Annotated in this window: 23 protein-coding genes; 6 read left to right on the forward strand and 17 right to left on the reverse strand. The window is 38.6% G+C overall.

Annotation, left to right across the window (positions count from 1 at the left end; all coding sequences use genetic code 11):
* Positions 1-97: 97 nt before the first annotated feature.
* From QNI22_RS34325 to QNI22_RS34350, 7 genes are all read right to left on the reverse strand, one after another.
* On the reverse strand, positions 98-901 hold the full coding sequence (locus QNI22_RS34325; RefSeq protein WP_314518273.1) for a helix-turn-helix domain-containing protein: 804 nt from the start codon (positions 899-901) through the stop codon (positions 98-100).
* 439 nt (positions 902-1,340) lie between these two features.
* Positions 1,341-1,643: a DDE-type integrase/transposase/recombinase gene (locus QNI22_RS34330; protein ID WP_314518276.1), complete on the reverse strand. Its 303-nt coding sequence runs from the start codon at positions 1,641-1,643 to the stop codon at positions 1,341-1,343.
* Entirely contained in the window at positions 1,634-2,008 is a 375-nt protein-coding gene (locus QNI22_RS34335; protein WP_314518279.1) for an IS3 family transposase, read from the reverse strand. Before QNI22_RS34335 ends, QNI22_RS34330 begins: the two co-directional genes overlap by 10 nt.
* Before the next feature lie 814 nt (positions 2,009-2,822).
* Entirely contained in the window at positions 2,823-3,230 is a 408-nt protein-coding gene (locus tag QNI22_RS34340; RefSeq protein WP_314518282.1) for a nuclear transport factor 2 family protein, read from the reverse strand.
* 216 nt (positions 3,231-3,446) lie between these two features.
* Entirely contained in the window at positions 3,447-3,770 is a 324-nt protein-coding gene (locus tag QNI22_RS40430) for a TetR/AcrR family transcriptional regulator (RefSeq protein ID WP_419836262.1), read from the reverse strand.
* Between the two features lie 279 nt (positions 3,771-4,049).
* Positions 4,050-4,439 (reverse strand): RidA family protein, encoded by a 390-nt coding sequence (locus tag QNI22_RS34345; RefSeq protein WP_314518283.1) that lies wholly within the window; start codon positions 4,437-4,439, stop codon positions 4,050-4,052.
* Between the two features lie 127 nt (positions 4,440-4,566).
* On the reverse strand, positions 4,567-5,130 hold the full coding sequence (locus QNI22_RS34350) for a Crp/Fnr family transcriptional regulator (protein ID WP_314518284.1): 564 nt from the start codon (positions 5,128-5,130) through the stop codon (positions 4,567-4,569).
* A gap of 111 nt (positions 5,131-5,241) precedes the next feature.
* On the opposite strand from QNI22_RS34350, the gene QNI22_RS34355 reads away from it, so the two are divergent.
* Entirely contained in the window at positions 5,242-6,189 is a 948-nt protein-coding gene (locus QNI22_RS34355; RefSeq protein WP_314518286.1) for a hypothetical protein, read from the forward strand.
* Positions 6,190-6,292: 103 nt separating this feature from the next.
* Here QNI22_RS34355 and QNI22_RS34360 read toward each other — a convergent pair whose 3' ends face one another.
* The 4 genes from QNI22_RS34360 to QNI22_RS34375 all read right to left on the reverse strand — a co-directional run bounded on the left by QNI22_RS34360 (position 6,293) and on the right by QNI22_RS34375 (position 10,869).
* Entirely contained in the window at positions 6,293-6,850 is a 558-nt protein-coding gene (locus QNI22_RS34360; protein ID WP_314518288.1) for a hypothetical protein, read from the reverse strand.
* A gap of 66 nt (positions 6,851-6,916) precedes the next feature.
* A complete protein-coding gene (locus QNI22_RS34365; protein ID WP_314518290.1) occupies positions 6,917-7,795 on the reverse strand; it encodes a hypothetical protein in 879 nt (292 codons plus the stop codon).
* 272 nt (positions 7,796-8,067) lie between these two features.
* Positions 8,068-8,718: a response regulator gene (locus tag QNI22_RS34370; protein WP_314518293.1), complete on the reverse strand. Its 651-nt coding sequence runs from the start codon at positions 8,716-8,718 to the stop codon at positions 8,068-8,070.
* Positions 8,719-8,850: 132 nt separating this feature from the next.
* Complete coding sequence (locus QNI22_RS34375) at positions 8,851-10,869, reverse strand: tetratricopeptide repeat-containing sensor histidine kinase (protein ID WP_314518295.1); 2,019 nt, start codon at positions 10,867-10,869, stop codon at positions 8,851-8,853.
* A 230-nt stretch (positions 10,870-11,099) separates the two neighbouring features.
* Between QNI22_RS34375 and QNI22_RS34380 the strand changes: the two genes are divergently transcribed.
* Positions 11,100-11,390: a hypothetical protein gene (locus QNI22_RS34380; protein WP_314518298.1), complete on the forward strand. Its 291-nt coding sequence runs from the start codon at positions 11,100-11,102 to the stop codon at positions 11,388-11,390.
* 48 nt (positions 11,391-11,438) lie between these two features.
* Here QNI22_RS34380 and QNI22_RS34385 read toward each other — a convergent pair whose 3' ends face one another.
* The 4 genes from QNI22_RS34385 to QNI22_RS34400 form a co-directional block, all read right to left on the reverse strand.
* Positions 11,439-12,020, reverse strand: coding sequence for a GNAT family N-acetyltransferase (locus tag QNI22_RS34385; protein ID WP_314518301.1), 582 nt, complete (start codon positions 12,018-12,020; stop codon positions 11,439-11,441).
* A gap of 156 nt (positions 12,021-12,176) precedes the next feature.
* Positions 12,177-14,537 carry a glycoside hydrolase family 3 protein gene (locus QNI22_RS34390; protein WP_314518304.1) on the reverse strand — a complete coding sequence of 787 codons (2,361 nt, stop codon included), beginning with the start codon at positions 14,535-14,537 and terminating at the stop codon, positions 12,177-12,179.
* 598 nt (positions 14,538-15,135) lie between these two features.
* Complete coding sequence (locus QNI22_RS34395) at positions 15,136-17,544, reverse strand: ABC transporter permease (protein WP_314518307.1); 2,409 nt, start codon at positions 17,542-17,544, stop codon at positions 15,136-15,138.
* A gap of 243 nt (positions 17,545-17,787) precedes the next feature.
* A complete protein-coding gene (locus QNI22_RS34400) occupies positions 17,788-18,327 on the reverse strand; it encodes a hypothetical protein (protein ID WP_314518309.1) in 540 nt (179 codons plus the stop codon).
* Positions 18,328-18,522: 195 nt separating this feature from the next.
* Between QNI22_RS34400 and QNI22_RS34405 the strand changes: the two genes are divergently transcribed.
* Both QNI22_RS34405 and QNI22_RS34410 read left to right on the forward strand, forming a co-directional pair.
* Complete coding sequence (locus QNI22_RS34405) at positions 18,523-19,458, forward strand: leucine-rich repeat domain-containing protein (RefSeq protein WP_314518311.1); 936 nt, start codon at positions 18,523-18,525, stop codon at positions 19,456-19,458.
* Between the two features lie 103 nt (positions 19,459-19,561).
* Complete coding sequence (locus tag QNI22_RS34410; RefSeq protein WP_314518314.1) at positions 19,562-20,014, forward strand: hypothetical protein; 453 nt, start codon at positions 19,562-19,564, stop codon at positions 20,012-20,014.
* A gap of 73 nt (positions 20,015-20,087) precedes the next feature.
* On the opposite strand, the gene QNI22_RS34415 is transcribed toward QNI22_RS34410, so the two are convergent.
* Positions 20,088-20,774, reverse strand: coding sequence for a YetF domain-containing protein (locus tag QNI22_RS34415; protein ID WP_314518318.1), 687 nt, complete (start codon positions 20,772-20,774; stop codon positions 20,088-20,090).
* A gap of 443 nt (positions 20,775-21,217) precedes the next feature.
* Here QNI22_RS34415 and QNI22_RS34420 point away from each other — a divergent pair, with 443 nt between their 5' ends.
* Positions 21,218-24,046, forward strand: a complete 2,829-nt coding sequence (locus QNI22_RS34420) for a PAS domain-containing protein (RefSeq protein ID WP_314518320.1) — start codon at positions 21,218-21,220, stop codon at positions 24,044-24,046.
* A 129-nt stretch (positions 24,047-24,175) separates the two neighbouring features.
* On the opposite strand, the gene QNI22_RS34425 is transcribed toward QNI22_RS34420, so the two are convergent.
* A complete protein-coding gene (locus tag QNI22_RS34425) occupies positions 24,176-24,367 on the reverse strand; it encodes a cold-shock protein (protein WP_314518323.1) in 192 nt (63 codons plus the stop codon).
* Positions 24,368-24,590: 223 nt separating this feature from the next.
* Here QNI22_RS34425 and QNI22_RS34430 point away from each other — a divergent pair, with 223 nt between their 5' ends.
* Positions 24,591-25,013 carry a response regulator gene (locus tag QNI22_RS34430; protein ID WP_314518324.1) on the forward strand — a complete coding sequence of 141 codons (423 nt, stop codon included), beginning with the start codon at positions 24,591-24,593 and terminating at the stop codon, positions 25,011-25,013.
* Positions 25,014-25,092 lie beyond the last annotated feature (79 nt).

Raw genomic sequence — 25,092 nt, forward strand, 5'->3', positions numbered from 1 at the left:
AACATACTATCACAAACGCACTATCACAATGGGCTCCATTAATAGTTTGGTATAAACCTTAATTTGGGCTTTGTTTAAAATTGTAAGAAAATGAGTATCAGCTTATAGGATTGCAAATATCACATTGTAGTTTGAGGTATTTGGCAGGACTAAGGTTTATATAATAGTTGAAATCATTTATCAACTGGCTTTGGTCATAGTAACCACATTTGTCTATAATCTCAAACCAATCGTTCTTTGTTGCCTTTGTCGCAATACTTTGTATCATTTCAATCGCTTTTAGAAAACGTTGGTATCGGGTTAGTTCTTTGGCTGAATACCCTAAATATTTTTTATGGTTTAGCTGAATAGAGCGTTCGCTCAGGTTTTCATTGTCAGCAACTTTTTTTATCGGGTTATAGGCAGAATGCTTTAGATGTACTAGCTTTTCAACTACTACATTTCTCTCTTTCAAGTAAGGTTTACAAAATGATAAAATATAATTAACCTGATCTACTGGATCTTTGAATTGAGCCATTCCATCTCTAAGTATTGTAAAGCAGTTTTCTTCCAAAAGAGAGTCCGGATCCAAAGGTAAATTTTCGGCAATAGTAGAAGATCCGAAAAAACGGTAAAATGCATCATCTTTAAAGTTGGCAACCAATAGTTGGGTACTGGGCAGAAGAGAATAGGTAAAGGCCTTTTTAATCGGACCTAAAACAATGCATTTGTTAACCTGGATCTGTTCTTCTTCTGTGTAAAGAAAGGCACTGGCTCCAAAACTAAAAATCAGAATGGTTTGATAGGAAGGCAGAAGCGTTTTCGTTATAGAATGTTCAGATCTATTTTCCGCAAAATAGAAATGGGAGAAAACCTCACTAAACTCAGTAGAAACTGGTATTCTATACTGCAAATACTCCATAGTGCTCTCTCTATATTCTCTTTATTTTTTTAACTAAAATCTTCTCCTATTCACTTTAAGCTACTACTTTATAAAAAACATCATTTTCCTCATACTACCTTTGAGATGGTCCTAAAAACCGGGACACACGATTTGCCAGTAAATGAGATTAATTTGGTAAAGTTATTCAATTCTGCTGGACTTTTATAGCCCAAAGCGGAATACCTCCTGTTTGGAAGCATAATAAAACAGACATTTGATTACAGATGATTCAATCTAAACACTAAAATTATCTCTATAAAAATGTATAGTTTCGATTATAATAAATTTCAACGTATTCAAAACATTCCGTCTTAGCATCTTCTGCTGATAAAAAAGTCCCATTTTCCACCAATTCTGCTTTAACCAGCTCGGCTATGATAGCGAGAGAAAAATGATTCGGCAATCTGAAACGTGAGTATCATCCAGCAACGTGAGTATCATCGGATTCAGCATTATCGTATACTTGATCAGCTCTAGACATACTTTGATTGCATTTCCATTTTTTGATCAACGCTCTCAGCTTTTTGGAGACATATTGACCACCTCGATCTGAATGCAGGATTAATCCAGGTGTTGGTTTCCTGGTCTGTAATCCATTTTGTAAAGCTTCAATAACTAATTCTTCCTCCATGGTTTTACCTACTTGCCAGCCCACTACATAGCGAGAAAACAAATCAATCCAAGTAGTCAAATAAGCAAATCCGCCATTCGCTAAAGGCAAGTATGTGATGTCTGATACCAGCCCATGCGGTAGTCATTAATCTGGTTTAGTTTCTCTGCTCTCGCTTGCTCCAAAAGCAAGTTTGGTGAATTCCGTTTTCCATGTTTGGATTGAGTGGTTTTAGGTACAAAGCTTTTTGGCTGAATGGCCTGTAACTCTTTCTCTTTCAATATTTTTCGGATCTGATGTCTACCTATTATTCTACCTTGAGCTACCAATTCTGCTTGTAAACGACGAGTTCCATAGCGTCTTTTATGTTCCCAAAACAAAGCTTCAATCTGTTGATTCAGTTCCTGTTTTTGTTCTGAAACCGAATAAGTTTCTCCTTTCAGATACCGGTAAAATCCACTACGACTTACTTTCAAAACCTGGCACAAACGTTCTAGCACCCTAGTCTGAATTCAAACTCTTTACTCCATAATTCTACCCATTCATATTTTTCTTTTAGGGAGATTTGGAAAAAATAGCCACTACTTTTTAACCTGCTACGTGAATGAAGCGTATCTGCTTCATGGCATCGGCTCTAAGATATCTCGCTCTGTTTCTACCTCTCGTAGTTGCTCTTGCAACTGTTCCACTTTTTGCAAAAGCTCGCCAACTGAAACTGTTTTTTCTCTATATTGGAGGAGTTTGATTGAGCAAACTGTTCATTCTTCCAGCGATAAATCACCGAAACAGATACGCTTCGTTTTCACTAATGCCTAGTTGTTGGCTAATTTTGCAAGCACTTTGTCCATTGAGAAACATCTTTGAAGCCCATATGCGAACGGATGAGATTTACTTCGCTTTTGAAACCGGCACTATATCATGCCGATGGCGTGACAAGTTTTGTGTCCCAATTTTTAGGACCACCTCCTTTTTACTAAATCAATAGTTATTTCAGTTGTAGCCTTACCTATTTTCTTTTTAAAAGTTAGGCTTTTATACTTCCCAAACCAGTCGAAGTATAATTCCATATCCTGCTTCACCTCATTAAGATCAATATTAAGATTTAGCAATTTTCCATCCTAACTCAATACTTTCCAGTTAACCGGAAAGGAGCAACTGCATTACATTTTCTTTTTCATCCTGAAGTTTTGACATAGCTATTTACTCAACTTTTACTATTACTTCAATATAGATGAAACTGTAACAACTTTCCTATGAATACACTAACAAAAGTAAGCAGTAATGTACCACTTAAGCTTTTTGTAAAGCTTCAGAAACGGCATAACTATCTTCCAACAGCCGATACCAAACTATGTGACGATCTTTTATAGATAGCCGAATACAAAATAAGGAATTAACTATTTGATCCGTTGCAAGCATTCGGGTTGAAAACTCACCTGTAATAACAGCCTGATTATTTTCTACCAATAGTAAATCCATCTGTACTGTAAGAGGCTCAGTCTGAGACCACAGAAGTTCATAGAAATTTTTCACATCCTGTTGGCTATGTCTTCTTCCTGTCCAGTGAGCCAGGGTTTCATTACCTGGTATGTACCAGTCTACTTTTTCTGCAAAAAGAAGGGTTAAGTTATCCAGATCTCTATTGGTTAGATGTGTCAGGAAATCCTGTACTAGCTGTTGGGTATTTTCAGTTGGCATATGAAGTTTGATTATCTGTGTTAGTCTATAACAAAGCTAGATAATCTCTGCTGGAGAATATTGATATTTTACGACAAAAAAGTGCAGCGTCCTTTACATAACCTAAGTTTCTTTAGTGTGCAGTCTGACAGACAATCTCAGCGTTTTTGAAGTACAGTGGAAAGATTTTTCAGGATATTTTTATTCTTCCCTTTTTCAATAAGTTCGGTTAACGGGTCAATAATACCTAACTATTGTTCTTTGCTTTCTTTCAGCAGTATAGGTGAGAAACCATATTGTTCGAGGAAGCTGAAATAATCTGGGTTGGAGACAAAAAATATAACAAGGTTTCTCATCATCCCTATGATCGTTTCCTTTAAAGGGTGGCTCAGACTGAAAGTTTTTAAAAACTACCACCTCAGATTCTCGTACAATCTTCTGGTACAATTCGTTAATAATTGTCTCCTTGCTGTCAAAGTAGATATACGCCGTCCCGATAGCTAACCCTGCCTCTTTTGCTAACTTCTTCATATTGAGATGATATAACCCTTCCCGGTTCACCAGTAAGTTGTATAAGTTTCCATCATTTTAGAAGGGTACTTCCTGAAAATTCTAGCCAATATCGCTTAAATTAATTTACAATAGATCTCTTCAGCAAAAAGTCTGTTATACATATATAGAAATAAAAATACGATAAAAACGGCACATGAATGAAAATTCATTCATTTATATACACAAAGCTTCTCGGTTATGAACTGTGTAGTTAAGCAATAATCTTTTCTATCTTACATAAAACAAAAGACCTGGACAGTTAATACAACCAAGTCTTTTGCTTTAAGACTATTTCACAACAGTAGCTTCCAATTCGATTTTCAGGGTTTCGAAAAGGCTTTTCACTTCAAGCAGAGTGGTAGCTTGTTGTATACTGTGTTTTGCAACCCAGTCCTGAAATACATCAAAACAGGTAAATAACTCTGCTGATGAAGTAGTGAAGACATTCAACCGCACAATATTCTGGCATTCGTATCCTGCTTCATGAATCACTTGTTCCAGATTCCGGATGGCCAAAAGTAATTGCGTTTTCATATCATCTGTACTGGATCGTCCATCGGCATGTACTGCAGCCTGTCCTGAACAATAAAGTATACCTTCTGTTTGTTTTACTTCAACAGCCTGCACGTAACTACGTTGATCCTGCCATTGCCAGGGATTAATTGCTCGTTTTTCCATTTGTCCATGTGTTAGTTTATGCCATTACAGGCACAACAGTGAATAAAAATATACACGACAAAGGTCTGCAGACTACAGAATTTCTTTGTGTGACAAACATCACAACTTCACATTTACAAAAAGCAGCCTATGAGGATAGCCGACTCAAGGTTTCGCGCGAAACACCCAGATAGGAAGCGATCAACGTTTTAGGTACTCTCTGCAATAGAGCAGGATAACGTCTGAGGAGCTGCTCATACCGCTCAGTGGCATTAGAAGTTAAAAAAGATAGAATACGTTGTTGTGAGGAAATATGTCCTGAATTAGCTTTGGAAAGAAAGAAATGTTCCATCTTCTGAAGACCTGCACATAGTTTCTGATAGTTTTCCAATGAAAGACAGAGTACATGAGTAGGTTCAAGGCATTGTAATGAAAAAGTTGCTTTGGTCTGGGTATGATAAGCCAGAAAATCGGTTTCCCACCAGTCTTCCATAGCAAATGAAACAATATGGTGCTTTCCAGCTTCGTCGTTGTATCCCAGCATTAAAAGTCCTGAAAGCACAAAATAGGCATACCTGACATTTTCTCCTTGCTCAATCAAAAACTCGCGTTTTTTATAGTTTTTCTCTATAAAGTGAGAAGACACAAATGCAAATTCCTCATCTGTCAGAGGTATTATCTTGTCTATATGTGCTCTTAGTTTTTCCTTCATGCAACTAACAAATATGGAAATGGTATTGAGCAAAAGTAACATATAGTTCACTACTATTTTTAAATTCGATTACAAGTGTTTTCTTTATACCAGAATTAGCTTATTTTCTCTATGCGTAAACTTTTTGTTTTTCTATTTTTGATTCAGTCAGCGGTTGTACTCTCTATCTCTGTAACCGCTCAACAAATAGGTTCCGACAGTGTGTCAATGATCCAGAAACGCTATGGCTTAGATCCGACAACTCCACTTACGCAACGGGTACGAAAAACCTCCGATAGCGTATTGGAAAAATTCAAAGAGGCAGGGATGAACCCAAGCGAACACAAAGTCACTCCAGAAGAGGAAAAAATCATAGCCGAAGCGTTTGCCACTTTGCCACCTTTGCATCAACGTGTACTCAAGGAACACTTACGCAGTATCAACTTTCTGGACAATATGCCCAATACTGCACTGACTTCCACTATAAATTTTGAGGACAAGTTTACCCTGTATGATATTACGATTCGGGCTGCTATTCTCAAACAAACGATCTCAGAATGGTTAACAACTAAAGAACTTACCTGTTATGATAGTACTCATTCTCAAACCAAAGTTTTTCTGATAGCAGGAGAATTAAATGCACTGGTGTATGTACTATTGCATGAAACTACCCATGTTGTAGATGGATCGCTAAAATTAATTGCAGAACCACCTTCTTCTGTTGCCAATTCCTTTTCAGCAGCTTTCACAAAAGGGATCTGGACAGCAAGAACCAAACTGGCAAGTTCCTATCAGGACTCATTATTGCTAGCTAATCGGTTTCAATCAGGTAAAGCTGTGCCTGTCAGTTATGCACGAAAACTATATCAGTCACTGGCCAAAACACCTCTACTTTCGCTGTATAGTACCAGTAGCACACATGAAGATCTGGCTGAGTATCTAACAGTATATCACCTGACACATAAGTTAAAACAACCCTTTAAAATTGTTGTAGAGAATAAACAAAAGTTTGTTTATGAACCTTTTAATTCAAAGTTGGTAAAAAGCCGTACGAAGCTATTGGAGTACTTTTATATATAAAATGACTCTACACCATCCTAACCCAATAAGAAACGCCCTCTCTTCATTATTGAAAAAAATAATGAAGAGAGGGCAAACTTTTAAATGAAAATTGTCATTCGTTCTATTGAGCGGTATATGTCACTTCATTGGTAACATAGGTCAACTTTCCATTTACATACCCATCAGTTGCTTTGAATTTTAAACGCAACGTTGTATCGTTCAACTCCACGATTTCAGCCTCGCTCCCTAACAGAAAACCAAGCATTGCATTTTTATTATCCGTAGTCGGAACTGGCAGTCCGCTCAGCAATAACTTTTTATTATCGTGACTCAACTCCCATTTTAGATTGTTCACCTGACTAACTGACTTCGTGCATACTTTTGCACCTTCAGAGTAATTGGCATTTTGATCACTACTCAATATCAAAATATTATCGTCCATACATAGGCCATCTATCCCCCGCTTGTACCCATTGGTATTCAGGCCGGTTACCTTCCAGGATTTACGACTGCCACCTGTCAGTGATTGTACAGCAATAGAAATGTGTAACTTAGGGTCTAACTTGAGGTTGGAATTGGTTACTTTAGGCTGTGCAGAAACCTGTTTCGAAACCTGGGCCTGTGTAACATATGAAAATAGCCCCAGCAGGCAGACTGTAAAAATGGATCTGATAAGCATAATAAAAGAAGAGTGATAAAAAAAGTGGTTTCCAGAATAAGAACACTCTGGAAACCATTCATAGAATTATTGATAGAAGTAAGTAAAGGCATAAGGGCCTGGGTAGTAAGCAGAATTGGTATTAGTTGCTAACAGTTGCGCTGCAAACCCCCAGCCACTGTCATAACTATAGTTTACACTTACATTAGAAGCAAGCCCTGTGAGATCTGTAAAAGTATAGGTAGTTACATTATTGGTATAAGACAACCATTGACCAGGAGTACGAGCAAGATCATACGCAACAGTTTCCATCCACCAGAAAGCAATGTTTGATTTAGCTGTAACCCATGGGCTTAGGTGTGAATCATACCTAGTTGCCTGAATAGTAAAATTACCATAGACGGGAGATCCGGTTCGAGTTACAGTATTCAGATTCCCGTTTGACAAATAGGTAAAGGCATACTGGTTGTTAGCACCTGCAATATTGTACTGAAAGTGATCAATCCGATTGGAAGCATCATAGAAGAACGACTGGCTAAACTGGAAAAAACCATTCAGGCTACAACTGGCTCCGGTAATTTTCCCATCGGTGCTTGTTGACACATTGATTACTGTACCATCATCTCCTGTTACTGTGGTTAGACGCAGATTGCTATCATAGGCAAATCCCCAGCGGGTAGTTGTAATTCCACGTGATGGTGCTTTGAGTGCATCACTGATAACAGCCATATTCGGTACTTTACTGCCACTACGGTAATAAAAGTTGATTGTTTTCCCTGAACCCAGCGAAATACTGGAAATATAGCCAAGCTGAATAGAAGGAATACTAATGCCTGCTCTTGCACTTTTGTCTGTAGAGCCATCTTGTGGAACAATATCATTTTCTTTTTGGCAAGAACTCACAAGAGTAATTAGCACCAGTAAAACAAAAAGAAGTGGGTTTGTGTGATTTTGATAGATTTTCATAAAAAATTGAGTTGAGGTTTGTAAAAGAGATTGATTTACGTAGTCCTCATGCCTGAACAAAACAAAACTTTTCAGTTACTCTCTCAGAATAAAAGTAAAGTACCGAGTAGCTATTTTGCTGAGATTGTGACAAAGGTAAAGACACCAGCTACATGTGATCAAGACATAAACATGTGCATTTGAGTAGGTGATTAAGAGAGGATACCAGCACAAAAAAATAAAACCCGCCTTTGTAGAGCGGGTTCTGTCAGACAACAAAGAATAAGTCTGTTTTACACCAGTTTGTTTTTTAACGCTTTGGCTACGGCTTCTGAGCGGGAATGAACCTGTAGCTTTTCATAGATACGTTTGATATATCCTCGTACTGTATCGATAGCCATTGCATATTTATCTCCAATCATTTTATAACTAAGCCCTTCTACCAAACCATTTAATACCTGGGTTTCCCGTTCATTCAGTTCTATCTTTTCCTTAGGAGACTGGTTAGAAACCCTTACCATAAATAATACTTTGCGGGCAATCTCGGCACTCATAAAAGACCCACCATTGTGTACCTGCTCAATAGCATTAAGGATATTTTCAGGTTTTTCACCTTTCAGCAGATATCCCGAAGCACCTGTCACGATAGCCTCCAGAATTTTGTGATTATCTTCCAGTACACTGAGTACAATCACCTGTACATGGGCAAATGCTGCTAAGGCCTTGATTTTTTGTGTACAGGTAATGCCATCCATGTGTGGCATCTCAATATCCATCAACACTACTTGTGGCTGTGTTCGTGGTAACTCCTGTAGAAACTCATGTCCTGAATAATACTCACCTACACATTCAAAATCTTCTGAGAGCTGCAACATAAAAACCAATCCTTCACGATAGGAATGGTTATCATCTACAATGGCAACCCGCAATGGTGAATTCTTCATACATGAATCCAGGAAAATAGTGTCTTTTTGAGATCAGGACCCATCTGCTAAACTAGGATGAGTATAAAGACAAAGAAACCCTATGTAATGGTTATATGCGACACATAAACATGTGTATTACACCTACATCCTTTAAGAAGATGCTTTAAAACTAAGGCGAATTCGAGTTCCCTGTCCTGACTGGGAGTCAATAACAAGTTTGCCGCCTAGTTCGCTAGCTCTAGCCTGCATGTTGTTTAGTCCATTGCCTCTTCTGACATTACCTGGATCAAAGCCAATTCCATCATCTGCTATTTCCATACTGATTATTCCCTTGCTCTCCCTCAGTTGTACAGTTACCGAAGTGGCTTTGGCATATTTGACTACATTATTTATTGATTCTTTAAAAATCAGGTATAAAAACTTACGAATGTTCATATCCAGTTGTGCTTGTGACAGTGAATCATCGGCAACAAACACAAAACGGATATTTCGTGATTCCAGCAGTGGATTGGCAAATTCTTTCATTCGGATAATGGTACGTTCGAGTATGTCATTGTCCGGCTTGATAGTCCAGATCAGATCATTGATAGACGAGATACTACCATGTGCCTGTTGGCTGATGTTTTCCAGCAACGGGAGCGTGCGTTCCTTTTCGGCTGTCTGATTTTTCAAGAGCAGATCAGAATACAAGGCAATGCTACTCAGGTTGGCACCTAATTCATCATGAAAGTCAGCAGCAATACGGTTACGTATACGTTCCATTTCCAAGCGTTTGCGAAGCCGATAGCGTCGATAACCTACCGTTGCTGCCACACCGCTCAACAATAAACCTGCAATCAACAGAAAGACATTGCGGCGTTGCACAGCTAGCTCCAGCGATTGAGAACGGTTTTTTTCGTTGAGTAAGGCAATTTCCTGTTGCTTTCGATCTACCTGATACTGAGTTTCTACTTCAGCCAGTGCTTTTGCACTCTCTTTTTTTTGCAAAGTATCCCGTTCTGTACTATATAAGTTCTGGAAGTAATAGGCTTGTGTATAATTTTTCAGTGCTGCATGTGTTTTGGCAAGCAGCAGATAGGTATCAATTATATCAACAGAACGTTCACTTTCCTGTTGATTTGCCAAAGCAGATTCAAGGTATTTTTTAGCCAGTTCATATTGTTCGTTTTTGACATACAATTCTCCCAAAGCCTGCTGTGTTCGGGCAATGGTAGGTTTGATGTCTGTTCTTTCGATGATAGCAAGAGACTGTTTCAGGTAGGATTCTGCCTGATCTGTTTTCCCCTGTTTTTCAGCAATAGTTGCCAGCCCATGATAAGCCTTTCCAACAATGTAATTATCCTCTATTGTTTTTCCATAGTCGATTACCTGCTGGTAATATCGTCTTGCTGAATCGGTTTGATTGAGCGTCATAAATAAATCAGCCATGGTAAGTTCACAGTTGGCAACTCTGTCCAGGTTCTGCATTTTAATAAATAACGTACGTGCTTCCTGAATATAAGCCAGTGACTTAGGATAGTTAGCCAGTGAGTTCTGAACCAGGGATACACCTTCCAGCGCAGAGGCCATTTCACTGGTATCTTTCTCTTGCTGATAATATTGATAGGCGCGAATATAGGCTTGTAACGATTGAGTAAACTTACCTCCATCATTTAACAAATTTGCTTCCAGCACCTCCAGATCACCTAGTATTTTTGTCGATTTAGCCCTACTAGCAACCTTCTTAGCTATAGAGAGTACCGAATAAGCAGAATCTTGTTTTCCCATCAGATTGTAAGTATAGATGAGTTGTATCCAGGTTCTGAGTTGTATGGCAGAGCCCGTTGGTGCTATCTGAGCGGCTTTGTGGAAATAATGGAGACTGCTATCAATCAGTGACTGAGCAGAATAGGCAGAAGCCATAAAATACGTAAACTCAGCCGTAGCTGAATCTATTTTTGTCTTTTGGGAAAGAGAAATACCAGCCTGAGCATATCGAATCACCTCTGAAAACTTACCACTACGCCCCAGTTTACTAATTTCGTTTCGTAAATAGTTTATTTTATCAGGTGTATTCTTATAGGGTGTCAGATCTGGTTGTTGTCCCATGGCAACCTGTATAATCAGTAACTGACTAATACATAAAAAAATGAAAGTTACTGTAGTATAGGATTTAAAAAATAATTTCAAAGAGTTCCACATGTATGGATGCATAAAGAGGAGTAATAGTGTAACTGGTTATATAGAGTATTAGTAAGTATAGGATACTTAAAAGTAATCAAAAGTCTTTTTTTCTGTGAAAAAAATAGGAGTAACTAGTAGCCTTCTCACAGAAAAAGTCTTTTTATGGATATATATTTGAATGATTAAGAAATGCAGGAAATCAAATCCGAAATACACCTGACTATAATTACAGCAAAATGACTCAAACCAGCCGTTTGAATATCTTTCTTGACAGTCTTACCGATCAAGACTTTGAGACCATTAAACACCTGTATGATACAATCAAATATAGTAGAACTAACGCTCTGTTTTCCTATTCAGAAGATCCGGGAGTAAGGGAGATTATGGAAAGGAATTCTGGAAACATGTTATTTATAACCTCAGAAGGAGAAAGGAAGCAATGTGTGGAAACACTTGACAACTTATTTGGAGGAGAACAAAAAAGTGTGGAAGAACGCTATAAATCTGAAAATAACTCTGATGATTGATACGTTTTTGACATTTGTACAGAATAAAGTCGAAAACATATTTATTGTTTACTCAAACCCAGTAGACTTTTTTCGGAAGAAATACAACGTATACCCAAAATCCTGCTCTGCAAATAGCTCAAACCCGGATTTCTTATACCAGGGTATGTTCTTTAGCATGCTTGTTTCCAGATATACAGAGCGACGATCAGCATGTGCCTTACGCGTAATTTCCTCGAGAAGTTTTCTTCCAATGCCTTCATTTTGGCTTTGTGGATTCACACCAATATACCACAGATGATAAAAAGGTTCGGTAGGATGTAGTGCTTTGATCCTGGCCTCACGATCCAGTATATAGTTAATCTTTCCGAAACCCGTACAAGTAAAGACAAGCTTTAAATCCCAAAACAGAGAACGCAAGGTAGTTCGTTTTTGGTCTGGAAAAACAACCAGAGCACAAGCTTGTCTGTCATCTGACAAATAAACTTCACCAAATGCACTACAAACATCAAAGGAATATTCCATCAGTCGTTTGATCCGATATTCGCGCCGCCCTTGTTGGATTATTGAATTAACACTTTGATTGTTTTCAAAAGCAGCAGTGAGTATATCTGCTATACGTTTTTTATCCTCCAAAGTTGCTTTGATCATTCTTTACGAAATAGAAAAGTTTGTGCAAGATAGTAGGATTTTACAAGCAATTAGAGATAGATTAGTGTCTGACGGCAATACTATAGTTATAAAATCACAGGCTCCAGCCTAGAAATAGACAGGAGCCTGCAAATGTAGATAGTACAAGTAAGAATCTTATTTCAATGTCAAAACAGACTTTTGATATCTGGTAGTTCGGGCATCTTTGATAACGCCTTTCCAGTTCATACCATAGGCAAAATCATAGGTATGGCCTTCGGAATCTGTATAACATTTCATATCACGGGGCACATCCTCAGCCTGAGCCTCTACTGTCTGCATATCAGCTGGCATTTGTAATGGCAACAATGCAGATGGTTCACTGTTACCTGTAATTAAATCCAGCAAAGCCTGATCCTGCACGCCAAAATGTACGAGTATTGCATTTGACTGCTTTTCAAATTCACTCATCACCGCCGGATTAGATATATTCATGGCAACAATAACTGGCTTGCCTTTCATTTTTGTATACGTATCTGTCACCATTGCCAAATCAGTCTTGTTGATGGTTTGGGTGCTTTTGCCATTATATGAACGATTGGTAAACTTTTCAAGTGGATCACCACCTGCAATACTTGGATTTCGTGAGCTTTGTGCCGTATAGTCTCCATATTGTAAACTGATAGGCACATATCCGGTTTCACCTGCTTTCGCAGCCTCACTGTTATACCCTAATCCGGAATTAGGACTTGCAATAAACACCAACGCTACATCCGCTTCGTCGGGATTGTCAGTGACTTTAAAATACTTGCGTACAATATCCAGGTTTACCGGATAGTCAAGCTTTTCCGGATAGGGCATACCCAGGAAATTACGCCCAGCTGGAGTAAAACGTTTAGGGATATAAACTGTTTTATTTTTGGCAATGGGCAATGCCTGCGCTTTATTTTTTAGCATTACTACTGACTGCAATTGAGCTTGAAAGCCTGCTTTCATAAAATCAGGCTTACCCACTGTCTGTTTGGAAACCTCAGGGTCCAGATACGGATTTTCGAACAAACCCACCCGAAAGATATTGCGTAGCAACCGAACAGCAGATTGTTCAAACCGCTTCCGCATAAAAGCTTCTCCGTGTTCTTTAACACCCATTTGATAAGCTTCCAGCACGGGTGCTACTTCATTATTTCCACCATACTGATCCACTCCAGCCATCAGCGCCTTGTAGTGACGTTGACCTATAGACAGTTTCTCCGCACCCCAGGATTTACCCGTAAGAAATATATCCACAGCTGTTTCATCTGCTGTAACCAGCCAATCCGTACATACAACCCCATCATACTTGTATTTTCCCCGCAGCAGATCACCAATAATGTATTTGTTATAGCTGTTGCCTACATTTTCGTTATAAGTCTTATCCTGGTTATACGAGATAGTATAGTACGGCATTACAGCTGAAGCCATACCTGTTTTGCCTTGTAATTTAAAGGCTCCTTCTGTAAAGGGTAGAAAGTGTGTCTGAAAGTTATTACCTGGGTAGACTGCATATTTCCCAAACCCGTAATGTGCATCACGTCCACCTTCTCCGCTACCCCCCCCCGGCCAGTGTTTTACCATAGCATTGACACTCGTATATCCCCATCCATCTTTAATCTCATTGGTTCCTGTAGAGGTTTGGAAACCATCAATGTATGCTCGTCCAATATCGGTAGAAAGCAAAGGATCTTCACCAAACGTACCACTTACCCGATTCCAGCGAGGGTCTGTTGCCAGGTCTACCTGAGGTGAAAGAGCTGTAGCAATACCCAGTGCCCGATATTCCATTGCAGCAATTTGTCCAAAATTACGAACCAGTTCCGGATTAAATGTGGCTGCCAGCCCCAGCGAACCTGGCCACATCGAAATAGCACCACCCGCTCCTGCATTGAATTCGGCATCTGCCCGTGTACCATGACGTGGATCAGAACTGGTATTTATCGGAATGCCCACACCATTTTTCTCAACCAGCGCCTGGGCTTTGTTATTCCAGCGAGCTGCTATTTCCGGACTTTGAACGGAGGTAATGAGTACATGTCGCAGGTTATCTTTGGTCAGAAACTCAATCTGCTGATCAGAAAGATCGTATGGTTTTGCTCCACTTTCTGCAAAAGCCTTTCCATTGTACTTCCCAGCAAATGGTCCTCCTGGGGCAGTGGGAATAGCCTGATGGCGACTGTATAACATTAAACCTGCTATCTGCTCTACTGTCAGTCGTCCAGCCAGATCTTTCGCACGTTCGTCAGTAGGAAGCCGCCAGTCTTCATATTTATCCAATTTACCATTCTTATTTAGGTCTTTGAAAGCCTGGCCATTTACTGTCAGCACTTTCACACCGGAAACAAGTGAATAGCCTAAAGTTGGACCTTTTTTATTAGCAATGATTCGTATGCTGTCATCCAGCGCTTTCTCAGTCCATTGCTTTTCAGACTCTTTTCCTGTAAATGCCCAGATGGTCAGAGGTACTGCAACAAGGATCGGTAATTTTAAATATAGGTGTTTCATAACAGGTAGTGATAAGGTAGGATTTACATTGCGTTTGATAGACGCAATGTAAATCCTTTTCTTTGAATAGTAAAAAATAGTATCAGTTTTTTACAAGTATTAACTGACTTATTTACCAGACATACCTCCTATATGGAAAGAAAGTCATATTCTATGAACGACTCACTACTCTCTACAAAATGACAAAGCTACTGTCTATCCTATCTTGACAAGAATAGTCAACCAGTTTATATCAACGGACGAAGAGCTACCTATATAGATGTAAATTTTACTGAAGAAGGTAATACTTATCTATTTTAAAAGACAGGCAAGTTGGAAAACATTCGTTCTGTTACCTTTATTGTTAGTGGAGCTACTGCCTTAGCCAGTGAACTAGCCATTAACGCGTTACGCTCTTATTGAGAAGTGAAGCTGATTGGATAACAAACTGATGGCAAACAGTGAGTTTTCTGTCCATTGGGTTCAGAATAAGCAAATCGTGGTATCAAAAAAGATGCTTATACTACCAGATTTAAGTAAACATCATACTTGAAATTGTAAGAAGAGGTTATCATTTACTATTCTGGTAACCTCTTATTGTTATTTGTACTATAAGCTATTATTCCACCTTCAAACTTTTCACCGGATCGGCATGGGCGGCTTTGTTTGTTTGAAGGATGATCAACAAAACTGTAAGTAGGGTTAATATTACTACAACACCCATAAAAGGAAGAGCTGTCAGAGTTATTTTATACGCATAGTTACTCAGCCAGTTATTCATAATCACCCAAGCAACCGGACATGCAATAATCCAGGAGATTATCAGTACACCCAGAAAATCTTTGATGAAAAGCATTATGATGCTACTTGTTGAAGCACCCAGTACCTTACGTATCCCTATTTCTTTTGTTCTCTTTTGTATACTTAAAGAAACAATGCCAATCACTCCCAGAAAAACAATAACTAATGATAATGCCACAGAGGCATAAGATGCCTTTTGCAATTGTATTTCTGTTTTATAGACCCTTTTTAATGTATCATCCATAAAACGATATTCAAAGGAACTTCCATGTAATAGTATAGCCCATTTCTTTTCAATAGCACTGATAGCAGAAATGGTATTACCCGGTTTTAGTTTGAACGACAAATAGCGGTATGTATTGGCTACTTTTACATGGCTGAATACCATAGGCGGTATCTTATGCTGCATGGAGTTAAAGTGGTAATCATCGGTAACACCTGTTATAGTACAAATTGGAACAAAGCCCGAAAACTTAACCTGCTGACCAATGGCATCACGAGCATTGGCCCATCCCATTGCTTTTGCTGCAGCCTCATTTATAACGACTTTAGTAAAATCGGTGGCTGTTGCTGCTGTTAAAAAAGAACCTGCTTTTACGGGTATACCATAGGTAGTTAAAAAATACTCATCTGTATTCATGAACTGTGCAGCAATGGCATGTGTGGAATCTTGCTCAGCTCGGTAAATTAATCCTTGCCCGCCATTCATCCCATCAGGAATTTCGTAAGATAATGTTACATTGACTACTTCAGGCATCGCCGCAAACTCATTGCGAACAGTTTCCATTTTTTGTACACCCAGTGGAGACCAATCTCTGGGAACCTGTGAGGAAACAATATAATCCTTTGTATAGCCTAGACTCTGACCAAAAAAATAGGATATCTGCTCAGTAACTATGAAGGCCGCAATCATTACAATTCCGGCCAGACAAAACTGAAAACCTGCCAGCACTTTACGTAAACCGATATTCTCCTTAACTGTCTGGAATTTCCCTTTTATTGAATCGGATATTTTAAGGGCTGAGAGTCTCAGAGCAGGGTAGAAACCAGCAGCCACTCCAACCAATAAAATAAGAAGAGTAGGGAAAGCGATGAAAAACAGGGGAAACGAAGTAAGTCCGGGAATTGGTTTTCCAATCAGATTCCCAAATACCGGCTGTGCTAATGGATACAAAAGCAGAGCAAACACAGTAGCTACAGAAACAAGAATGACAGACTCCGCAAGAAATTGAATAATAATCTGGTTCTGCAAACCGCCTAATACTTTCCGAATCCCGATCTCTTTGATTCTTGTGGAAGAACTACTGATAGAGATATTGATAAAGTTCACAATAGCCATGAGCAAAATAAACATTCCCACGGAAGATAATGCATATAACATTCGATTTACCAGACTATTATCTTTTGTCAGGTAATACTCAGTCAGAGCAATAGGCTTTACAGTTAGGATTTCCTTAATCTCATCAGGTGCATTCTGGGCTATAAGCCTTTTCAGAGGTAACTCTAAATCTTTTGCTGTAACTCCATCTTTTAACTCAATGTATGAAGGAAATGAAGAAATAGTCCAGTCTTCTCTATCTGCACGGGGGAAAAACGAAGAGCTACTGGCAGGAATAAAAAGTTGATGATGGTTATCGTTATTTAAATCTGTAATGGAATTTTCAGGAATATCGTCGAGTACTCCGGTAATCCGAAAGTCATGATTTGTATTTGAAAAGTTTTGAATCTGAATCGTTTCTCCTACTACATTAGTCCGGCCAAAATATTTGAAGGCAATCTCTTTCTTTACGACCACAGAAAACGGTTCCTTCAGAGCTGTAGTTGCATCCCCATGTAACAATTTAAATCCATACATGGCAAGTAAAGTACTGTCTCCGATGTCCATGGATTCACGAAAGTGTTTGTCTCCTTTGGAAACGATCGAAGTGATGTAATCTCCCCGAAAGTAGTTGGCCACCAGCGTAGGGTATTCTTCTTTCAACCGCTTCGCAAGTGGTCCCAGTGTAGTAAGCGGGATTCCCATATTAGGGTCTCTCCATTCACTGGTAAGAAAATATTGGTTCTTAGCCTGCCGTAACTGCCTGTTTACCTGCAGTTCACCCAGAATATAGATGCCTATTAACAGAGAAAATAGTATACAAGTACAGATACTGATGATATTGAGCAAGGCAAAGAAAGGGCGTTTAAGAATATTGCGCCAACCAACAATAAAGTAATTCTTGATCATAAGGCTGTAAGGTTAATAAGTTCAAAATCCATATTTTATTGCAATACCATACTTCTAGAAGAAAGTTGATTATTTATTTATCAGAGTAAACAATCTACTTTTCTTATTGTAAGCTGACTTGTTATTTGATGGCAATACTTTTCAATAAACTCCTAAGCATTTGTAGATTAGATCAATATACATTAAAATCCAATGTAGTAGTAAAACGACAATTATATCTACAAACTGTGTAACACTATTTATTTATGGACTACCCTTACGCTGAAGCCGACCTTTTACAAGGGTGTACTGATACTTGTCATGAAGAAAGCTTACTAGTTCTGCTGTATAGTCTTTCACTTCAGGACTAGAATACAATACACCTTTATGATGAAACAGAAAAGATAAATTCAGATAGTTAGCAAAGGAATAACAATCCAACCCAATAGCAACACGAAGTTGGTCAACATTTCGTTTGCGAAAAGCTGGTATAACATACAGAACGCTATCCTGATAATGTACCATATGATCATACAAGTTATTTGCCTTTTCTGACATAGCACGAGTTGCTTCCTCACTACCACAACAAGCACAAATACTATTATCTAACCATTCCATTAAATCCATAAACTTCCCTTTCCACACTTCTACAGAATCTGTAAATGATCGGGATTTCAAAAGTGCGCGCCTCTCGATCTCCCAGCGATACGGATGTTTTTCAACCAAGCTATCCAGATTAAAAACTCCTAGTTGTGCAGAGGCCATTAGTGGAAAAAGCAGAAAGAACCAATATACCAGTTTCATGAAAGCATATTTATAACTACTGCCCTAAGGTAATCTGTATATCATACCTTCTGGAATTCTTAACTATTTTTAACACCTTTCCTTATAGTCAGATAAAGATAGCACTGTCACCTTAATCTCTTACATAAATAGTCTGCTACAACATACCCAGAATTAGGTAAATTTGCTCCCGTAACTACCACAGTCCAGAAAAATATGTTATCTGTTAAAGAAGAGGAAAATTTATATCGTTTGGTATACTCTGGCCAACCGGAAACGGTAGCACTTGGCCTGGAATTAGCTCAGTCACTTCAGTTCAGTCTGGAAACGTTCATCTCTCCTATTCATCACTTGGATCAATGGTTACAAGAGCATGCAAAGGACTATAAAACACCAACAGAGATTCTGGCAGAAAAGATAGCTAGGGTGTTATCAATGCAAGGGTTGACTCTGACCTACAAAAAGCCCGTATTCCTACCTGAGTCCATTGGCATTTTGAAGAATCTTAGGCGTTTGGAAGCTTCTATAGTGGAACTTACCTCTTTACCAGAATCAATGGGTCGATTGACAGGGTTAATCTGGTTAGTACTAACAAACAATCGTCTAACGTTGTTACCAGAATGGATTGGACAGTTAGAGCAACTAGAGGAATTATCTTTATCAAGTAATCAACTTACCTCTCTCCCTGAATCCATAGGTAAACTTACAAAACTGAAAAGACTAACAGTTATTGACAATGAGCTGACTTCTCTTCCTGAAACGATAGATCAGTTGAAGCAGTTGGAATCGTTTCAGGCACGTTCCAATAAGCTTATCTATCTCCCTGAATCAATGGGTAAATTAACAAATCTAAAAAAGTTGGATTTATCAGATAACCTAATCTATGAATTACCAAAATCGGTAAGTGGACTTAGCAACCTGAAGGAATTACGTTTGCAGAAAAATCAGCTTACATCTTTGCCTGAATCCATTGGCAGTCTCACAAACCTGGAGAAATTAGATGTAAGTACCAATCCTCTCAAATCACTACCAGAATCTATCAGTGAATTACAAAATCTTCAAAGCCTAAATGTGTCTGGTACTCTCCTACCCCATCAACTGAAAAAGCAACTTTTTCGGTGGCTGCCTAACTGTTCTGGATTATCTGTCTAGACCTTCATGTTATACACTTTTGCAAACTACCGAAAGGGTTTTTCCAGGTATAATCATACATTTTCTCTGATTCCATGTATCTTGCTCTTAAAATTTACTTTCTATGAATAAACCAGCCGCCGCATCCTATCGGCAACCCATGACAGAGGAAGAAATTCAGCTACTACACCAGATGGCATATATTGCTCCTGCAAAGATTCTGTTACTGGCAGGTTTTTATGGTTTTTTCCTCTGGCTATCCTTTCATGTACATTTTACTGCATTATTGTTGCTGGTTGGGCTGATACTGTTTAGTCTTGCCTATATAGTATATACACAGTTTTTTCCAAACAACTTGCTGAGGCAGGATATCAAAAATGGGCAAAAGATAGTCGTACAAGGTCAGGTTGAAGAGAAAAGTGAAGCTGGTCAAAACGATTCCTATACATTAACCATTCTCAACCATGCATTCACAGTTTCTGAAGAAGATTGGCAATCATTTAGGAAAGGTCAGATGGTAGAAATCCATTTTGCTCCCTTAAGTAAGCACTTGTTTGAGGTCAATCCCATTAACTAATTCATAAATCAACAAGTATCATGCAACCCTTGCAAACTGGTAAGTGCCATGGTAAAAGCTGATCATAAGGATGTTATACGATGACTCCAGGCTCCCATTTATCTTTTTTACAAACAACACATGTAGAATCTTTTACAGCCTGTGTATTTCCACAATTGGAACACACATGCATTTCTTCTGACTTTTGTTGCTGATTTCTAAATCCCTTGTCCCATACAGGTATAAGTGACAAACCCGGACGGGGATTTTGTGATTCAATAATAGTAAAGCTGCCATTGGCTTCCATATACATACGTTCTATCATTCCCAGATGTAATATACCTTTTTGACGGATTGCAGCAGTGAGTCGCTCTTTGGAAAGCCCTACCTGATGCATGTCGTGGAGTTGAAACACTCCATCAGCAACCAGGGTATTGTATTTCCCATTAACCAGATTGGCAACCTTTTGATTGGAAAAAGCCCACAGGGAAAGCAGGCGCTGAATGCCTACAATCACAATCGCAATAATAATAGCCGGAAGTAAGCCTCTCGTGGGACTCATCATCGGAATTCCTATGGCAGCAGCCAGTGATACTATAGAGGCCTGCTTGATACGATTCTGACTACCCGTTTGTGATTTTCCAGATAGTCGCAAGGTAATGATGAGAAGAATAAATAAAAATAAAAAGCGAATAACCAATTCCAGTAAAAAACTAACGGGTGCATCTGACCCAAATAGAATTCTGGTAATATCATTGAATTTAATGTCTTCTGCTTTCATATTATGGCTGGAATAAATCATTCTATATCACTACTATATATATATAAAATAATGTATAAAATAATGCCTGACATGAGTACAAACGAGTTAGATTCCATATGTGGTAAATACTTGTTTTGCAAAATGAGTATTTACCACAGAAATATATCGTTAACCAAACAAGCAGGCGTCAAACAATAAATCCAATCCGAATATCACTTAAAATCAATGCGTTTCGCTTCGTAAGTAAAACGCACCTATCTGAATTTCAGCATTATTTTTGTATATTAGAAATCTGCAAAATCAGATTATATATAAGTATACAGAAGCTGGGCGGCCGTGATACAAATTAAAAAATAGATGGATGTAAGGCAATTACTCCCACTTACTGGAATGTGTAGCAATGAGTACAACTCCTCTATCACGTTCATCGTAAGCCCGTTATCAGTATAAACTCATTACCTATGGAAGGTTATATGCAGTCTGAAGAAAAGGCCGCAAAGCCAGCGTCTTTAGAGGAAGCCACACAGCTTATTGCACATTTACAAAGAAAGCAGCATGAATTACAAAGTCAAATTGAGCAACATCAATTCGGGTTGGCAAATGTAGCAGCTATGGTTGAATACGAAAATACAAATATCGGAAGTGAAGTAGATAAAAGCGGACAGAATAGGCCATTCGGTCTGGAGTTTTTTCAATCCATCATAGATAGTTCACTGGATGTCATTCAGGTATTGGAAGCTGTAAGAGATCTCGAAGGTAAAATTGTGGACTTCCGATGGATATTAAATAATAACAAAGCGAAAGCCCAGAATGGTGAAGTAATAGGAAAAAGCCTGCTTACACAAAATCCTGGCGTTGTAACTACGGGAATCTTTGATAAAATGGTGCAGGTAATGGAAACTGGTCAACCCTATGAACAGGAAATATACTATCCCTATGAGCAGTTTAATAGTTGGTTCTATCAGGCACTTGTTCGACAAGGTGATGGTATATTGATGACTACACGGGATATTACTGTGCAGAAAAAGGCGGAACAGGAAATGCTACAGTTAAAAGATACCCTCGCTCAAAAAGCCACTGACAAATATCTTTCACTCTTCAATTCCATTGATGAAGGGTTTTGCATCATTGAGGTGCTGTTTGACACAAACCAAGTTCCGTTTGACTGGAGGTTTCTTGAGGTTAACCCAGCCTTCGAAAAAAATAATGGTCTACACAATGCTGCTGGTAAAACAATTCTGGAATTAACACCAGACATTGAACAAAAATGGTTTCATATTTATGGACGCGTTGCTCAGACAGGTGAACCTTTGCGCTTTGAGGAAAGTTCTGTTGCACTTGGCCGCTGGTTTAACCTCTATGCATTTCGAGTTGGAGATCCACAAGAAAATCATGTTGCTGTTATTTTCACCGATATCACCAGTCAGAAAAAAGCCGAGGGTGCCTTGCGAAAAAGTGAAGAGCAATTTCGCCTGTTTGTAACTGCCAGTTCAGATATAGTTTACAAAATAAGTGCAGACTGGAAACAAATGCATTTTCTAACTGGTAAAAATACTCTCTCTAATACAGATGTCGCTACTACTAACTGGATAGAGACGTATATTCATCCTGATGATCAACCTTACATACAGACAGTTATTACGCAGGCTATTGATACTAAAAGCATGTTTGAACTGGAACACAGAGTAATTCTGGCTAATGGCAAAGTAGGCTGGACTTTCTCCAGAGCCATTCCTATGCTGGATGAAGAAGGTAAGATAAGTGAGTGGCTAGGAACTACCAGTGATATCACCATTCGCAAGCAGGCTGAAGAACAACTAAAACACTTTACTAGTCAACTGGAACAGGAGGTAGAGAAACGTACGAAAGAACTAAGAGAAAGTAAAAATCTGTTGCAATCCGTATTTGATACCAATCTGATGGGAATGTCCTTAATGAATGCAATACGCAATGAAAATGGAGCAATCGAAGACTTTCAGATTATGCTGGTCAATCAAAAAACCATGAATGAAACGGGGAGAACTGATTTAGTCGGTAGTCGATTTACCGAACAATATCCCGGTATAAAACAGATAGGTCTCTTCGATCTGATGCTTCGGGTAATGGAAACCGGATATGCAGAAAGGATGGAATATTATTATCCATACGAAGGCTTTAACAAATGGTATTCCTGCCAGTTTGTAAAGCTGGATGATGGACTCGTTGCTACGAATTTGGATATTACCAGTCGTAAACTAGCAGAACTAGAGAAGGTTAAACAATATCAGATTTTACATCAGGCCGAAGAGGTAGCTCGTATGGGTAGCTGGGAATATGATGCTGCCAATGAAAAGCTTATCTGGTCAGAGGGTATGTATCGTTTGTTTGGGTTACCCGTTGGTAGTGCGGTATGCCCCGAAACCTATATGAACTTTGTCTGGGAAGAAGATCGTTTCGTAGCTGAAAGGCTCATTCATAATCTGCGTCGTCAACCAAAGTCGCTGGAAGAGACATTGCGGATTGTGGTTAACAACAAACCTATTACGTTAAAAATTAAAGCAGTCTTACTTCAAAATACAGACGAACAGCCTATAAAGATGTTGGGAGTAGATATAGACATCAGTGAATTAAAACAGTTGGAAGACGAAAACATCAAAATACGAATAGAACAACAGAACCAACTTCTTTTAGCCATTCTAGAGGCCCAGGAAGAAGAACGCAGACGCATCTCAGAATCTATTCACAATGGAGTAGGCCAGATTCTATATGCCACCAAGCTCAATCTGAACCAACTTGAACTATATCTCCAATCTGAGGATAAACCGATGATTCAAAAGTCCCTTCAAGCTACAGAATCCATGCTTGCCGATGCTATCGCAGAAACCCGCAGAGCTTCTCATGAACTAGTTCCTATTCTACTCAAAGAATTTGGATTGGAAAAGGCCATTGGAGACTTTTGCAGACGTTTTTCGAAGAGTGGTATAAAACTGTCCTGTCATTCATTACCCGAAAGATTACCTACTCATCTGGAAACAGCTATTTATCGCATTTCTCAAGAGTTAGTCAACAATATTGTGAAACATTCCGGTGCAACCCGTGCCCGTATAGAAATTACCCGTGATGACAAGTATATCTATGTGGAAGGACAGGACAATGGTACAGGCATGACAATGAGCTTGTCTGGCAAAGGGATTGGACTAAAAACCATTCAGGATAGAGTACAACTGCTGGAAGGTAAACTGGAAATAGAATCTACTCCCGAAAAAGGCACATTGATTACCATTATCTTACCACTGCGCAAAATAGTATAAGTAAGTAGAACTTCCATCTATTTACTTGAATAATTGTAAAGTAATGATGGGGACTATCAGGCACTATTAAAAAACAAAAAAGCCTCTATAATGAGGCTTGGGGTTAAAAAGAATCTTTGGCGGTTTATCTCAGGCTAATTTGACATTAACCGCATTCAGACCTTTTTTACCTTGTTTTACCTCAAAGGTAACTTTGTCATTTTCTTTGATTTGATCAATCAAACCAGTGACATGAACAAACACTTCTTCACCAGATGTGTTAGACTTAATGAAACCGAATCCTTTGGCTTCGTTAAAAAATTTTACTGTACCAGATTGCATGAAATTAAATATTTTAGGAGCAGTCTAAAGATAAGTTTATTCTACATCTGTCAAAAATTTTATTTCATAAATTTTATTTTAGATCATAAAATCCTGCAAATTGCAGTTACAAGACTTGTTCTATCATCTCATAAGAGTATGAGATATTTTTTTCATTTTTTTATATACATATAGTATAAGAAAGAACATTCTTTCTTCGCCACCAACGCTGGAAATTATTTTTATGTCGTCTGAAAATCCTTTTTTTATTCTGATAGCAGAAGATGATCCTGATGATCAGGATATTTTGCAGATACTGTTAGACACTCACTTTCCTCAATGGCATTATCACATTGTCAACAATGGGCAGCTTTTGATTGACTATCTCACAAACAAAACTCCACGGCAATTTCCTGTCTCTCTGGTATTGATTGATATAAACATGCCTGTCAAAGATGGAATAGAAACACTAAAGTCACTCCGTACTATGCTGGAGTACAAGTATCTGCCAGTTGTAGCATTTTCTACCTCAGGTAATAAATGGATGGAAGATATCTTTATGAAGGCCGGAGGAAATGCTTATTTACAGAAACCGGATAAAATGGAACAAATGGTGTATATATTAAGCCAATTGCCTGAACTAATCCAAAAAACAGGTAACAAATAATTCTCAGCTTTTCCAAAAACCACGATAGCTATCTATGGCGTCAGTCTGACTTGTGCATTCGGCTAACCAGGATGATTTG

The organism is Xanthocytophaga agilis, assembly GCF_030068605.1.
Taxonomy (GTDB): Bacteria; Bacteroidota; Bacteroidia; order Cytophagales; family 172606-1; genus Xanthocytophaga; species Xanthocytophaga agilis.

Excerpts from the sequence above, each read along its gene's own strand:
- QNI22_RS34325 (WP_314518273.1), bottom strand. The coding sequence starts at position 901 with ATGGAGTATTTGCAGTATAGAATACCAGTTTCTACTGAGTTTAGTGAG.
- QNI22_RS34340 (WP_314518282.1), bottom strand. The coding sequence starts at position 3,230 with ATGCCAACTGAAAATACCCAACAGCTAGTACAGGATTTCCTGACACAT.
- QNI22_RS34345 (WP_314518283.1), bottom strand. The coding sequence starts at position 4,439 with ATGGAAAAACGAGCAATTAATCCCTGGCAATGGCAGGATCAACGTAGT.
- QNI22_RS34350 (WP_314518284.1), bottom strand. The coding sequence starts at position 5,130 with ATGAAGGAAAAACTAAGAGCACATATAGACAAGATAATACCTCTGACA.
- QNI22_RS34355 (WP_314518286.1), top strand. The coding sequence starts at position 5,242 with ATGCGTAAACTTTTTGTTTTTCTATTTTTGATTCAGTCAGCGGTTGTA.
- QNI22_RS34360 (WP_314518288.1), bottom strand. The coding sequence starts at position 6,850 with ATGCTTATCAGATCCATTTTTACAGTCTGCCTGCTGGGGCTATTTTCA.
- QNI22_RS34365 (WP_314518290.1), bottom strand. The coding sequence starts at position 7,795 with ATGAAAATCTATCAAAATCACACAAACCCACTTCTTTTTGTTTTACTG.
- QNI22_RS34370 (WP_314518293.1), bottom strand. The coding sequence starts at position 8,718 with ATGAAGAATTCACCATTGCGGGTTGCCATTGTAGATGATAACCATTCC.
- QNI22_RS34380 (WP_314518298.1), top strand. The coding sequence starts at position 11,100 with ATGACTCAAACCAGCCGTTTGAATATCTTTCTTGACAGTCTTACCGAT.
- QNI22_RS34385 (WP_314518301.1), bottom strand. The coding sequence starts at position 12,020 with ATGATCAAAGCAACTTTGGAGGATAAAAAACGTATAGCAGATATACTC.
- QNI22_RS34390 (WP_314518304.1), bottom strand. The coding sequence starts at position 14,537 with ATGAAACACCTATATTTAAAATTACCGATCCTTGTTGCAGTACCTCTG.
- QNI22_RS34395 (WP_314518307.1), bottom strand. The coding sequence starts at position 17,544 with ATGATCAAGAATTACTTTATTGTTGGTTGGCGCAATATTCTTAAACGC.
- QNI22_RS34400 (WP_314518309.1), bottom strand. The coding sequence starts at position 18,327 with ATGAAACTGGTATATTGGTTCTTTCTGCTTTTTCCACTAATGGCCTCT.
- QNI22_RS34405 (WP_314518311.1), top strand. The coding sequence starts at position 18,523 with ATGTTATCTGTTAAAGAAGAGGAAAATTTATATCGTTTGGTATACTCT.
- QNI22_RS34410 (WP_314518314.1), top strand. The coding sequence starts at position 19,562 with ATGAATAAACCAGCCGCCGCATCCTATCGGCAACCCATGACAGAGGAA.
- QNI22_RS34415 (WP_314518318.1), bottom strand. The coding sequence starts at position 20,774 with ATGAAAGCAGAAGACATTAAATTCAATGATATTACCAGAATTCTATTT.
- QNI22_RS34420 (WP_314518320.1), top strand. The coding sequence starts at position 21,218 with ATGGAAGGTTATATGCAGTCTGAAGAAAAGGCCGCAAAGCCAGCGTCT.
- QNI22_RS34425 (WP_314518323.1), bottom strand. The coding sequence starts at position 24,367 with ATGCAATCTGGTACAGTAAAATTTTTTAACGAAGCCAAAGGATTCGGT.
- QNI22_RS34430 (WP_314518324.1), top strand. The coding sequence starts at position 24,591 with ATGTCGTCTGAAAATCCTTTTTTTATTCTGATAGCAGAAGATGATCCT.